Raw genomic sequence first — 13,544 nt, forward strand, 5'->3', positions numbered from 1 at the left:
TAGAAAAGAAATCAAAAAATTGGTTTTGCAACATTTAAAAAAAACACAAAATATGATATTTGTTATAAAGATTTAAGATACAATAATTTATATTTGCAATCATTCGAATTAAAAAATCTATAAATGAAAACACTTAACGACTTCAATTTCAATAATAAAAAAGCAATTATCCGAGTAGACTTCAATGTGCCTTTAGATGAAAATTTTAAAGTTACAGATGCTACAAGAATCGAGGCTGCAAAGCCTACAATTGACAAAATATTGAAAGATGGCGGAAGTGTAATTTTAATGAGTCACTTAGGAAGACCAAAAGGTGTTGAAGCAAAATATTCGTTACAACATATCGTTGCAAAAACGGAAGAAATTTTAGGTCAAAAAGTACACTTTGCTTCAGATTGTATAGGAGAAATTGCTGAAAATGCAGCAAAAAATCTTCAACCGGGCGAAATTTTATTATTAGAAAACTTACGTTTTTATGCTGAAGAAGAAAAAGGAGATGTGGAATTTTCTAAAAAATTAGCTTCTTTAGGTGATATTTATGTGAACGATGCTTTTGGAACGGCTCACAGAGCACACGCTTCCACAACCATTATTGCTCAATTTTTTAAAGAGGCAAAATGCTTTGGTTATTTGTTAGCGAAAGAAATTGAAAGTATCGAAAAAGTATTGAAAAATTCAGAAAAACCAGTTGTTGCGATTTTAGGAGGAAGTAAAGTTTCTTCGAAAATTACGGTTATTGAAAATATATTAGATAAAGTAAACCACATGATTATTGGTGGTGGAATGACGTTTACGTTTATAAAAGCATTGGGTGGAAAAATCGGAAATTCAATTTGTGAAGACGATAAATTAGAATTGGCAATCGAAATTTTAAAACAAGCTAAAGAAAAAGGTGTTCAAATTCACTTACCAGTTGATGTTGTTGCAGCCGATGCCTTTTCAAATGACGCCAATACACAAGTGGTAGATGTGAATAAAATTCCTGACGGTTGGCAAGGTTTAGATGCAGGCCCAAAATCGTTAGAAATTATCAAACGCATTATCTTAGATTCTAAAACGATTCTTTGGAACGGTCCATTAGGTGTTTTTGAAATGGAAAATTTTGCAAACGGAACAATTTCGTTAGGAGAATATATTGCAGAATCGACTGCAAATGGTGCTTTTTCACTTGTTGGTGGTGGCGATAGTGTTGCGGCTGTAAAACAATTTGGATTAGAGCCAAAGATGAGTTACGTTTCTACTGGTGGTGGAGCGATGTTAGAAATGCTGGAAGGTAGAACCTTACCTGGTATTGCAGCTATTTTAGATTAAGAATACAATAAAACGCTGGTTATTAAGTTATTAATGATTAGCATGCCCCAAAAACAAAAAACAGAATGAAAAAAACAATTATAATAACATCCCTTTTTCTGTCGCTTTTCAGTTTCGGACAAGAGAATGCAGAAAAAGAAAATTTACTTCCGTTGCCAAAAATGTCCTATTTGGATTCTTTGAAAACAACTTTTGTAAATCATAGCACAAGTAATTGTATTGATGAACGTTGGTTGTCGGAATTAGCAAGCACAGAATTGTCTGATAATATGTTTTCCGATATTTCGAATTTCAATGCAGATACCGAAGTAAGTTATGAGTTATCTACTGAATTATTAAAAAAGCGATTGGCTAAAATGGATGCGAAATCGCCTTTTAATATCGAATACAATCCGGCTTTAGAAAACACCATTAAAGCGTTTTTGAAAAACCGTCCAAAAGCATTTGAGCGTTTAATGGCGGTATCTGAATATTATTTTCCAATGTTTGAAGAGCATTTAGCAAAATATAACATTCCGTTGGAATTGAAATATTTAGCTATCGTTGAATCAGCATTAAATCCTAGAGCGAAATCTAGAGTTGGCGCATCTGGATTATGGCAATTTATGTACCCAACAGGAAAACAATACAATTTAGAAGTTACTTCTTATGTTGATGAGCGTTACGATCCGTTAAAAGCTACCGAAGCAGCTTGTCAATATTTATCAAGTTTATATGGAATTTTTGGCGATTGGAGCATGGTTTTAGCGGCGTACAATTGCGGACCTGGAAATGTTTCAAAAGCAATTCGTCGTTCGGGCGGAAGCCAAAATTATTGGAATATTCGTAAAAACCTTCCGAAAGAGACGGCGAATTATGTTCCTGCATTTTTAGCGACTTTTTACATTTACGAGTTCAAAAAAGAGCACGGAATTATGCCTAAAAAAGCACCATTAACGTATTTTGAAACGGATACGATTATGGTGAAAAAGCAAATGTCTTTCAAACATATTTCGGATTTATTGGATATTTCGGAAGAGCAATTAGAGTTTTTAAATCCGATTTATAAATTAAAAGTAATTCCGTTTGAAGCAGATGAACCGCATTACTTGCGTTTGCCAAAAAATAAAATGGGATTATTTGTTTCTAACGAAGAGAAAATTTACGCTTATTTAAATTATTTAGAAACCTATAAAGAAAAAACAAAATCAGAATTCATTGCTTCCACTTCAAAAGATTCGATAGCATCTACTGCGGATTCTACTTATGTAAGTAAACCTAAATTTGAGCGAAAAACTCAATTCCACACCATCAAAAGTGGTGAAAGTTTAGGAAAAATTGCCGATAAGTATAATGTTTCCATAACTGAACTAAAAAAATGGAATAGCATAAAAGGAAATACCATACAGGCAGGAAAAAAATTAAAAATTTATTCGGATAAAAAAGTAATCGTTAAAACAGAGTCTAAATCTAATAACGACGGGACTTATACCGTTAAAAGTGGTGATTCATTATTTTCAATTTCAAAACAATTTCCAGGCGTTTCCATAGAAGATATTAAAAAATGGAACGATATTAGCGGTGATAATATTCAACCCGGAATGAAATTAAAAATTAACGGATAATCAATTGTTTTACCCCATGAAAAAATTAGCAGTTTTAACTTTCGTAGCCTTATCGTTTTTATCTTGTAAAGAAAACTCTAAAGAAGAAACGCAAGCCATTTTATCAGATTCTAATGGTAAAATCAATAATGTTTCTATTATTATTGATGACAACCTATGGAACGGAGAAATTGGAGACAGCATTCGTAAAAAGTTTGCCGCTCCAGTAGATGGTTTACCACAAGAAGAACCATTGTTTACTTTAAATCAATATCCAACAAAGGTTTTTGAAGGATTTGTTCGCAAAAGTCGAAACATAATCATTGTTAAAAAAGATAAAGAAGCTGGATATGCTTCGAATACCAACAAATATGCAAAACCACAAAACGTATTTTTCATTTCTGGTACAGATACCGAAGATGTTTTAAAGGTTTTAGAAGAAAAATCAGCCGAGATTATTAAAACAATCAAAGCATCGGAAGTAATTGAGAATCAAATCCGAATGAAAAAATCGTTGGTTCAAGATACTCAAGTGCAAAGTAAGTTTGGTGTGAGTTTGCAAATTGGTTTTGGTTATAAATACGATATGGTAAAAGATAATTTCATTTGGTTAAGAAAAGAATTTACCTCAGGTTATAATAGTATTTTAATTTATCAGGTTCCAATTGAGAAAGTAGAAAAAGATAATAATATCATCGCTAACATTACAGCAATGCGTGATGAAATAGGAAAAGCTAACATTCACGGAACACTACCAAATACATGGATGATTACGGAAGCAGCTTATGCTCCTTATTTGTTTGATGTAAACGTTGCAGGTAAAAAAACGTATTTAACCAAAGGAACTTGGGAATTGAAAAACGATTTCATGGCTGGACCATTTGTTAATTACGCAATCAAAGACACAAAAAATAACCGCTATTTAATTTTAGAAGGATTCACTTATAATCCGTCAAAATCGAAGCGTGATTTAGTTTTCGAATTGGAAGCGATAATTCAGTCGGTAAAGTTTTTAAAATAATATCAAGTTCCCTTCAAAGGGAACTTCTTTTTTATCATGGAAATAACATTCAAAATAAAGCGATTTAACGAACTTTCTACAGTTGAACTATATTCTTTGCTACAACTTCGCTCAGAAGTATTTGTAGTGGAGCAAAATTGCGTTTATCAAGACATTGATGGCAAAGACGAGAAAGCACTTCACGTTTTAGGCTATTACAATGGCGATTTAGCAGCGTATTCTCGTTTGTTCAACAAAGGCTATTATTTTGATGAAACTTCGATTGGACGAGTTGTGGTAAGCCCAAAGTATCGCGATAAAAAATTCGGTCACGATTTAATGCGCGTTTCTATTGAAGCGATTAAAGAAAATTTCAATGAAACCGCTATAACCATTTCAGCTCAAGAATATCTCAAAAAATTCTACGAATCACACGGATTTATCCAAACCAGTGAAATGTATTTAGAAGATGATATTCCGCATATTCAGATGAAGAGGAGTTAATTTTTCACAGAGATTCTCCGAGTTTTTTTGATATAAAATGTGTTGAGTAGAGTTCCACAGAGCCATTTTACTTCTATTTTGTCACGCTGTTAAGCGTTTCTTTTAAACACAACGAACACAAAGAAGGCACAAAGCTCACTAAGATTTTGTTTCAGGTTTCAAGTTTTGAAATTTTGTTTGAATTTGCCCTTGATTTTTGAATTTGATTTTTGCTCTTGCTACAACTTATAACTAATCGTCAACATTACAATTCTCGGTAATGTGTATGTTGTAGAACTTGAAATCATAAAATCGGAGAAAGAGTTGTTGATTTTAGTACCATTATTCAAGTAATTCTGTGCCGAAAGTTCAAAACGGAACGGGTTGTTTTTCTTTTGATAACTCAAATACGCATTGGCAATTCTAAAATCAGTTGCAATGTTGTTGCTGTTTTCGTTGAACGTTACTTCGTAATCGGTTTTAAAATTGAAATGTTTCCAAAAATCGATATCAAAATCAAAACCCAATCTATCTGAAGTTAGCGATGAATTGGTTAATCCTGAAAATTGACTAAACATTTTATTATAACTTATACTTGCACTTGGCCATTTTTTGTTGGCTGTTCGTAACTTAATTCCAATACTTTGATTATTTCTATCGTTGATTATCGTTTGATTATTTACCGTTTGAACGTAGTTGAACCAAGATAAATTTGCATTTAAACCCAATCTAAATTTGTGAATTTTTTTATCAATATTTCCATAAATACGATAAGTAGTTTCTGGATTATCCGTAATGGTTGGCGTTGTAAATTGATTGATGCCATCTAAACCAATTTCATTACGAATGGTTCTTACTTTTTTGGTAAAACTTGCATTAGCAAACAACATGATGCCGCGATACATACTGGTTTTGGAATAGTTTAAAGTTGCATTATGAAAACGTTCGTTTCGCAACAACGCATTTCCTCTAAAAACCGAATTATAACTTTGTAAAGTATAACGTTCTAACAAACGATTCGCTTCTGGAAATTCATTCACCAAACGATAATTGAATTTTAAGTTTTCCGATTGATTGAATTCGTATTCGCTTAACCAACTAGGTTGTAAAAATGTGTTGTTTAAGGTGTAATCAGCTGCAATTTGTTGCGTTTTCAAATGATAGTAATGGGCATAAATGGCAGGTTTGTTCACCCATTTTCCAATTTTAAACTTATATTCTAAACCTAAATACAAATCATTTAGCAAATAATCCATATCGTTACCAAAACCGTCGGTAGCAAAATCATTGATTGTTCCGTCGGTTAGGTATTGTTTTTCGGTGATTTGTAGTTGTGTTGTTCCTAAATTATTTCCAACATTGGTATACAAATGATTGTAATTGTTGATAATCCAATAATGTTTAAAAAGTGCATCAACACTACTATTTTTTACTTTTTTTACTTGCTGAATGTTGTAAAATGAATCATTTTCTAACGGAATTAATCCAGTTAAGAATTCAGTATCGGTTAACCAAGTATTGATGGGTTTTTGATTGTCGTAACTTTGATTGATGACCAAAGTGGTCGTATGTTTCGAATTTACTTGTTTATGCCATTCTAAAAACTGCTTGATTTGAACATTATCAGCTGAATTCAACGTTTCAAAAGAAGTTTGTTGTCCATCGAGTCTTGAATTTAAAACCGAAGTCATGTCATTGGCGCTCGATTGAAATTGGCCGTTGTAAAACCATTTCTCTTTGGTGTTGGGCGTGTAGTTTAGTTTTATGTTTCCAATGCCTAAAATCGATTTATTTTCACCTTTATTGATGCGTTCTTCTGAGGTTGCGGTTGTGTTTTGAAGATATTCGATAGAACTTTCGGTTAAAGTACTGGTAAAAAGTTTAGAAAAAATAGCAAAACCTTCCACATCTAATTTAGAATTGATTTCTTGGCGAAAGTTCAAAGCGCTAAATTGCGATTTATTTTCTATGACATCGGTGTTATCGTTTGCAAACGAATACAAATCGGTCAATTGTTTTCTTCCCGAAATAAAACTACTAGTACCACCTTGAAAACGCATCATGTCTTGAAAAGAAAAAGTACGTTTACCAATGTTGTTGAGGTCGCCAATGAAACTCACATTCGTTTTTGGCGCATAATAAAACAAAGCAGCGTGACCTAAATAAAACCCATTATCATCAGCAACTTCGGCACCTGCATCAACATCACCAAAAATGAATTTCTTTTTGTCTTCTTTCAGTTTGATGTTCATGGCCAAGTCTTCAGAATCGGAAACTTGTTTTAGAAAACCAACTTCGTTAAAGTTGTCTATTACTTCAACTTTATCTACGGCATCAGCAGGAATATTTTCTACGCCTAATTTGGTGCCACCACCAAAAAACGATTTATTTTCTACTAAAAACTTAGTTACTTTTTTGCCCTGAACGGTTACGCCTCCGTTTTTATCTACTTCAACTCCAGGCAATTTTTCTAATTGTTCTTTAAGTTTGCGTTCGTTGCCATTAGCAAAAGCTTTTACATCATAAATTAAAGTATCTTTTTTAACCACAACCGGTTTGTAATCGTAGGTTATGGTGATTTCTTTTAATTCTTGCCCGTTTTCTTTGAGTTTAAAATGGTGTTCTTTTTGCGAAAAATTTGCCGGAAGATTTAAGATTTCTTCTACAAAACCTAAATACGAAACTCGAACTTCATACGGAACATCTTTTTCTAATTCTAATTTGTAACGCCCCAAATGATCGGCAATAGCAAATTTTAACCCTTGTTTTTCCACTAAAGGTTTAGCAATTACATTGGCATTTTGTAATGGGTTTCCAAGGGAATCTTTCACTGTGCCGGTTAAGGTTTGGGAAAGTGAGAATAAAGGGAAAAACAGAAATATAAGTTTTAAATAATCTTTCAAAGAAATTAATTTTTATTCAAGATTTTTTTTAAATATTCTTCTTCAGTAATTGTTTTATTCATGGAAATTTCTTTAACCTTTTCGTTGCTTTTTAAATCAATTTTTTTTGCAAAAATCACAAAGTTTCTATCGCGAACTTCTAAAACTAAACCTGGTAAACCAATAAAAATTCCTGGGCCAAATGAGTATGGCAAATCTGGCGTATACCAAGCGGTAATAGGAAAAACAAATTTTCCTTTAGAATTTATTACAGTTTTTTCAGAAGTAGCTTTGTAACACTTCATACCATCAATGATTTTTTCTTCAGTGTGTAACGTCCAATTTAATTTGTTGGTAATTATATAATCCAAATCATCTAGTTTTTTTATTAAAATTGAAGATTTTGAATTAAAATAATATTCTCCATCAATAACCATGTATGATGCATAATTTATTTTTCCTTTGTTCTCAACATTTAATAGTTCTTGCGTTTTAAAATTTGAAACGCTGTCATTGAAAATTAAATCAAAAAATATATTTTCTTTATGTTCATTTATTGTTTTTATAAAAAAAGAATTTTTCATTCTTTCATCTGTGATTTCTTCAATATTAAAAAGCACACCATATTCAACTTTTTTTATGTTTTGAGAATACGAAGTGGCTAAATTCATAAATAATAGTATAATTGAAATTTTTCTTTTCATTTTGTTTTGTTTTTTGGCTGATGTACTTAAGTACATCAGCCAATTTTTATTAATTAATATATTTTAATATACTTGGATTGATTGAAGTATATCCTGAGCAAATTGCATACCAAACATTAGAGTGTAAAATAGCTTGATTTTCATTCATACCAAAAAGTAAGGCTAATTCATATTCATAGTCAGCTTGGTCTTGACAATCCATTGATTCTGTTGTTTTAACTTCAGTTTTTTTCTCTTTTACTTCATTTGCCATACCAGCAAAAGAAAACGCTACAAGTGCTACGGCACTAAAAATCATTTTTTTCATTTTGTTTAAATTTTAAAATTAATAGTTTATTTTGGATATCCAAATCAAATTTTAATATTTAAAGATGAACTTCAAAATGGCAACTATTAAATTTAACAAAATGTATTATAAAACCATACATGTTGGTTTGGTTAAACATAACCTCTGCGTTTAGCTTCTCTTAAAATGCTGGTATTACAATCTTTTATTTCTAAAGTTTCTTTAATTTTTACAATACGTTTTTGAATAGCAACCTCAGACAAAGACAATGCATTTGCAATTTCTTTTATTTTGTATCCCAAGGCTAATAACTCTACAATTTTTCTGTTTTGTTCTTGAGTAAAGGTTTTGTGTTTCCATATTTCATTAATTCTTTCTGTAACGTAGGGACTTTTAAATTTTTTGCCTTGCATAATTTCTTGCATAACTTTTATATAATCCTCAACACTTAAATCGCTTTTTAAGGTTAGTGTATCGGGCTTTACTTTTTGATCAATCTCAAACAATGTAAAATCTTCTAATATGCCTGTGTTAATTACAGTTTTACAAGTAGGCATAACTTTTTTAAGGTATGTGCATAAATCACCACCATTATTGATTTCTTCTTCATTGTATGGAGGCATGATGTAATCAATAATAGCAAGATCAAATGTTTTATTTATTGCTACATGCTGTTTAATAATTTGGATAGCATTTTCACAATTTTGACTTTTTGTGATTTCAAGATTTTTTGCATCTTCAAACGCATAAGTAACAATACTTTTAAGCGATTCTAAATATCCAGAATGGTCGTCAACGATTAGTATATTCATGATTTTGGCTTTACAAATACAATGTAAACTAATTAAAAAAACAATATCCTTGATTTGTCTTTTTAACTTTTAACATAATGTATCAAAAAACCATACTTTTTGTTAATTAATTGCTTCTGAATTCCCTGTTTACTGCTTCACCAACTTTATTTTGATATTCTTGCTCACTAATTATTTTACCTTCTTTTGGTAATACAATTTCTTTAATATCATTTGAAAACGCAATTTTTTCAACACCAAAAACACTATTCCACTCTTGTAATTCTAATATCAAACCAGGAAGACCACCATATCCTCTAGGTCCAATTGAAATAGGAATTTGTGGACAAAACCAAGCAATTACTGGATGTTTGAAGATTTTTCCATTATCCACTATATATTCATTAGTTGCCTTATAACAAGTGTAGCCATCGATGATTTTGGATTCATTTGTATACACCCAATTTTGGTTTAAAGGATCTATTATTAAAAACTCATTTTCTTTAAAAAGACTGCCATAATTATTACGATAGATTTTATTTTTGAATATGTAAATTTCTTTTCTAGATCTGCTATTCATTATAGCCTCATTTAAATTTTCTCCATCCAAAGCCATGTTTTTCATGAGTTTAAATTCTGAAATGGAATCATTGAATGTCAATTCAAATTTAAGATGCTTTGCACCTTCAATTGCTTGTAAGTAATACTTACCAATAACTTCGTTTTTAATGAATTTTTCATCCTCTAAAATTTTGAAATTATAGGTTATGGTTCCTTTTTTTTGAGAAAAAGCAATAGTAGTAAAAAGAGTTACTATACAAAAAAAGAAATATTTCATGATGCGTTTTTTTAATCTACTTCTTCGGTTCTACTTTAACCACATCATTTTTAGTAATTAAAAGCTCCACTCTTCTATCCAAAGTACTTCCTTGTTTTAAAGATTGGGTATTACCATAGCCTTTATAGCTCATTCGAACTTTACTAATACGCTTCATCAAAAAGTAATTGTACACTCTTTTAGCACGATTTATTGATAATTCACGCTTTTTAGTATCACGATCAACAGCTTCTTTTTGGAAGGTTGGTGTACAACAAACATGACCTTGAATCTCGAAGTGAATGTTTTTGTATTTGTGTAATTCTAAGGCAATTCGGTCTAATTCTTTCTTGGCTTTGTAGGTTAATTGACTGCTTCCTCTTTCAAACAAAACGTGGTCTAAGTAAATTCTATCACCTACAATTCTATCTTTTTTAATCGTACTATAAACGCCAGGAATTTTTAAATCTTCAATTACAATGGGTTTGAAATTTACAACTACGTCCACTCTTCGGTTTTTAGAACGCGCTTCAGGAACGTTGGTTTGCATGTCTTCATCAAGCATGATTCTGCCTTTTCCTTCAAGCGTAATGATAATTTTACTTTTGATACCTCTTTCAATTAGCTTGTTTTTAACGGTATTGGCTCTGTTAGTTGATAAGGTGTAATTGTAAGCATCTTTTCCTCTATCATCACAATAGCCAAAAATCTGAACCGATTCGATGCGCGAAGTGTCAATTTTGCTAACGAATGCTACTACGGCATTGGCTTGTTCTTCTTTTAAATTGTATCTGTCAAACTCGAAAAATATAGAGTGAACTTCTTCTTCTTCTTGAGCAAAGGATACTACTGTGAAAAGTAAAAATAGTAGGGAAAATAAACGTGTCATCTTATTTTTTTAATATCGATTTGTATTGCGTTTGATTGTTTAAAAGCGAAATGGCTTTTTCAATTTCCAAGTTTTCTTTGGTATAAAATTGATATAAACCTTCGCGATATTGGTAACGTGTGATTAAATCTTCCTGAATTAGTTTCTTGATTTGGTTCTTGTTTTTGTCCAATTCCATTTCCTGATTTTTCTCAATAGCCAATTCTAATTGCTTGTATTCATTCGTAATTTGAGTGTCAATTTTTTCTTTTTTAGCCGTTTCAAGCACGTTTTTAAGCGCTTTATTGGTTTCGGTGTCTAAACTGATTTTCTCTTGTTTTAAAAAGGTCTTAAACGCAATAAAATCAGCATCTGAAATGGTAGGAATTCCTGAAACGGTTGGGTTTTTATAATACCATTGCGTAGCAAAGTTAAAAATTGCATCTGTTTTAACTACAGCATCCGTAATGGTTGCCATTTTTGTTTCTTCAATTTCTATATCGGGTAAAACACCACCACCATCATAAACCGTTCTTCCTGCTTTGGTTTTGAAGGCAGTGAATTCAGTTTGATTTTTCTTGATTGCTTTTCCGTTTTCGTCTTTTTTCGAATAATCCAAAGCCTGAATACATCTTCCAGAAGGGGTGTAATATCTTGAAATCGTAACTTTAACTTGCGTACCATAAGACAAATCCAATGGACGTTGTACCAATCCTTTTCCAAAACTTCTGGTTCCTAAAATTACACCTCTATCTAAATCCTGAATCGCACCCGCCACAATTTCTGAAGCCGAAGCACTTTTCCCGTCCACAATAACTGCAATCGGAATTTCTAAATCGATAGGTTCGTTTTTGGTACGATATTCTAAATTGTGTTTTGGATTTTTCGATTTTGTGGTTACAATCAATTCGTTTTTAGGAACAAAAAGATTGCAAATGTTAACCGCTTCATGCAATAAACCACCCGGATTTCCTCTTAAATCTAAAATGATTTTGGTAGCGCCTTGTTTTTTAAGTTCTAACAATGCTGCTTTGGTTTCAAAGCTCGCCTTTTCAGTAAATTTCGTTAAAACAATGTAACCTGTATTGTCTTTTAAAAGCGAGAAAAACGGAACTGCTTTAATTTCAACATCATCTAAAATAATAGTTGCGTTCTGCGTTTTTCCTTGACGAATGTATTGAATTTCAACTTTCGTGTTTTTTGCGCCACGAAACAATTGCGAAGCGTCTTCTTTGTATTCTTTTAAGCTAATATCTCCAATTTGAATTACCTCATCACCAGCTTTTAAACCGGCTTTATCGGCTGGAAAGCCTTTGTAAATTTCTTTTAGAAAAACTTTTCCTTCCTTGCGTTGCACCATAGCGCCAATACCAGTGTATTCGCCCGTATTGTTGATTTTGAATTTTAAAACGTCTTGTTCGTTAAAGAAAACTGTGTACGGATCTAATTCTTTCAACATGTTTTTTATGGCGTTATCCATCATTTCACCCGGATTGGTTTCATCCACGTAATTTTGGTTAACGGTTTTGAAAAGTCCAGTAAAGATTTCAATTTGCTTGGCAATTTCAAAAAAGTCGTTCTTGAAACTAACACCCACAAATAAGAAACCCGCAGCCAGAACAGGAATGATAATTTTTCCTCTGAAATATTTTTTCATGTTGAAGTATTGAATTATACTAGTTTACGAAAGTAAAGAATCTTGAGCAAAAATTAAACCAAAAGTGCAATTTACTTCTGCCTTTCGTTGAATTTTTGAAAAAGTTGGATGGTTTTCTCTTCAATTTCTTGATAGGAAAGTCGCTCTTTTGTTTGATAGAAAAACATAAACGCATGTGGTTTTTCTAAATTATCAATCAAAAGATGCTTGTTTAAACGATAGGTTTCGCGCAAAACACGTTTGAAATAATTGCGATCTACCGCTTTTTTAAAGTATTTTTTAGAGACTGAAACACCCATTTTAATGAGTTCCGCATTAGGTTCTGTATTTTCTACATAAACCAAACGTAACGGATATTTTGAAACCGATTTCCCTTCCGAAAACAACAAGTCAATCGTGGTTTTGCTTTTTAATTTTTCGTGTTTGGGATAAGTGAATTTCATGTAGCAAAGTTAGAAAACTTTAAACTAAGATGTGTATTTAAGTTTTAATTCTTCTTGTAGTATTACAAATTTGTAAAAAGTGAAGTTGGAAATTCCAAACAAAATAATGGTTAACATTCTTAAAATTTCATCAGGATAGTAATATTTGTTGATTAAGAAAACTCCAATTTGAATCACAAACAAAATGGCGCTTATAATTAACCAGTATAACCTTTTCTTATCTTGAAAAAGGAAATTATAAGTAGCAATTCCGCCAATGAAAGAAGTTAAAAATCCGTTTACAACCCATGGATAAAAATCTATTTTCACTTCGCTTTCTATCAAAAGTAACGCATATAGATAGATAAAAAAGAAAGGAATAGAAGCTAAAACTATCGCCAACCAATTTTTATTTTCAATACTTTTATAAACGATGATGAAGATTAATATGCGATAAGCAAGTGAAATGATAGCTCCAATAAAATTAAAGAAAGGCGAATTTTCTCTAAAGAATAAATAGGCAAAAAAGAACAAAATTAAAGCACTGAAATAGAGTGTGCTTTTGATTTTTGAAGCAAGAAAATACATTAAAATAAGAAGCGGAATCCGAATACTACCTAACAGAAATTCAAGAATGGGAAATGATTTCAAATCAAAAAAGGAAAAGGCAACAACCACTAAGATGTATAGTATTGTTAATTGTGATACCGTTTTATTTTTATCTAAAATTTCCACCCGAT

13 protein-coding genes are annotated in these 13,544 nt (G+C 31.5%); 4 read left to right on the plus strand and 9 right to left on the minus strand.

Translation table 11 applies throughout. The annotated features are described in order from the left end of the window. Nucleotides 1-123 precede the first annotated feature (123 nt). The 4 genes from AAEO58_RS03050 (at nucleotide 124) to AAEO58_RS03065 (ending at nucleotide 4,398) form a co-directional block, all read left to right on the plus strand. Nucleotides 124-1,311 carry a phosphoglycerate kinase gene (locus AAEO58_RS03050; protein ID WP_341681829.1) on the plus strand — a complete coding sequence of 396 codons (1,188 nt, stop codon included), beginning with the start codon at nucleotides 124-126 and terminating at the stop codon, nucleotides 1,309-1,311. 65 nt (nucleotides 1,312-1,376) lie between these two features. Then, complete coding sequence (locus AAEO58_RS03055) at nucleotides 1,377-2,915, plus strand: lytic transglycosylase domain-containing protein (protein WP_341681830.1); 1,539 nt, start codon at nucleotides 1,377-1,379, stop codon at nucleotides 2,913-2,915. Between the two features lie 16 nt (nucleotides 2,916-2,931). Further along, a complete protein-coding gene (locus AAEO58_RS03060; protein WP_341681831.1) occupies nucleotides 2,932-3,915 on the plus strand; it encodes a DUF4837 family protein in 984 nt (327 codons plus the stop codon). Nucleotides 3,916-3,951: 36 nt separating this feature from the next. After that, a complete protein-coding gene (locus AAEO58_RS03065; protein WP_341681833.1) occupies nucleotides 3,952-4,398 on the plus strand; it encodes a GNAT family N-acetyltransferase in 447 nt (148 codons plus the stop codon). A 218-nt stretch (nucleotides 4,399-4,616) separates the two neighbouring features. Here the strand turns inward: AAEO58_RS03065 and AAEO58_RS03070 are convergent, their stop codons facing one another. The 9 genes from AAEO58_RS03070 to AAEO58_RS03110 form a co-directional block, all read right to left on the minus strand. After that, nucleotides 4,617-7,280 carry a TonB-dependent receptor gene (locus AAEO58_RS03070; RefSeq protein ID WP_341681834.1) on the minus strand — a complete coding sequence of 888 codons (2,664 nt, stop codon included), beginning with the start codon at nucleotides 7,278-7,280 and terminating at the stop codon, nucleotides 4,617-4,619. Between the two features lie 5 nt (nucleotides 7,281-7,285). Next, nucleotides 7,286-7,963 (minus strand): GLPGLI family protein, encoded by a 678-nt coding sequence (locus AAEO58_RS03075; RefSeq protein WP_341681836.1) that lies wholly within the window; start codon nucleotides 7,961-7,963, stop codon nucleotides 7,286-7,288. A gap of 49 nt (nucleotides 7,964-8,012) precedes the next feature. Beyond that, nucleotides 8,013-8,270 (minus strand): hypothetical protein, encoded by a 258-nt coding sequence (locus tag AAEO58_RS03080; RefSeq protein WP_341681838.1) that lies wholly within the window; start codon nucleotides 8,268-8,270, stop codon nucleotides 8,013-8,015. A 131-nt stretch (nucleotides 8,271-8,401) separates the two neighbouring features. Beyond that, the gene (locus tag AAEO58_RS03085) at nucleotides 8,402-9,061 is read right to left on the minus strand and encodes a hypothetical protein (protein ID WP_341681839.1); all 660 of its coding nucleotides are present in this window, start codon (nucleotides 9,059-9,061) and stop codon (nucleotides 8,402-8,404) included. Between the two features lie 106 nt (nucleotides 9,062-9,167). Beyond that, on the minus strand, nucleotides 9,168-9,878 hold the full coding sequence (locus AAEO58_RS03090) for a GLPGLI family protein (RefSeq protein WP_341681840.1): 711 nt from the start codon (nucleotides 9,876-9,878) through the stop codon (nucleotides 9,168-9,170). A 16-nt stretch (nucleotides 9,879-9,894) separates the two neighbouring features. Beyond that, on the minus strand, nucleotides 9,895-10,746 hold the full coding sequence (locus AAEO58_RS03095; protein WP_341681841.1) for an OmpA family protein: 852 nt from the start codon (nucleotides 10,744-10,746) through the stop codon (nucleotides 9,895-9,897). Nucleotide 10,747: 1 nt separating this feature from the next. Next, nucleotides 10,748-12,382 (minus strand): S41 family peptidase, encoded by a 1,635-nt coding sequence (locus AAEO58_RS03100; RefSeq protein WP_341681842.1) that lies wholly within the window; start codon nucleotides 12,380-12,382, stop codon nucleotides 10,748-10,750. Nucleotides 12,383-12,453: 71 nt separating this feature from the next. Continuing rightward, complete coding sequence (gene rnpA / locus AAEO58_RS03105) at nucleotides 12,454-12,825, minus strand: ribonuclease P protein component (protein ID WP_264367871.1); 372 nt, start codon at nucleotides 12,823-12,825, stop codon at nucleotides 12,454-12,456. A gap of 24 nt (nucleotides 12,826-12,849) precedes the next feature. Next, nucleotides 12,850-13,539, minus strand: a complete 690-nt coding sequence (locus AAEO58_RS03110; RefSeq protein WP_341681846.1) for a hypothetical protein — start codon at nucleotides 13,537-13,539, stop codon at nucleotides 12,850-12,852. Nucleotides 13,540-13,544 lie beyond the last annotated feature (5 nt).

It is taken from the genome of Flavobacterium helocola, assembly GCF_038289885.1.
Lineage (GTDB): Bacteria > Bacteroidota > Bacteroidia > Flavobacteriales > Flavobacteriaceae > Flavobacterium > Flavobacterium cheniae.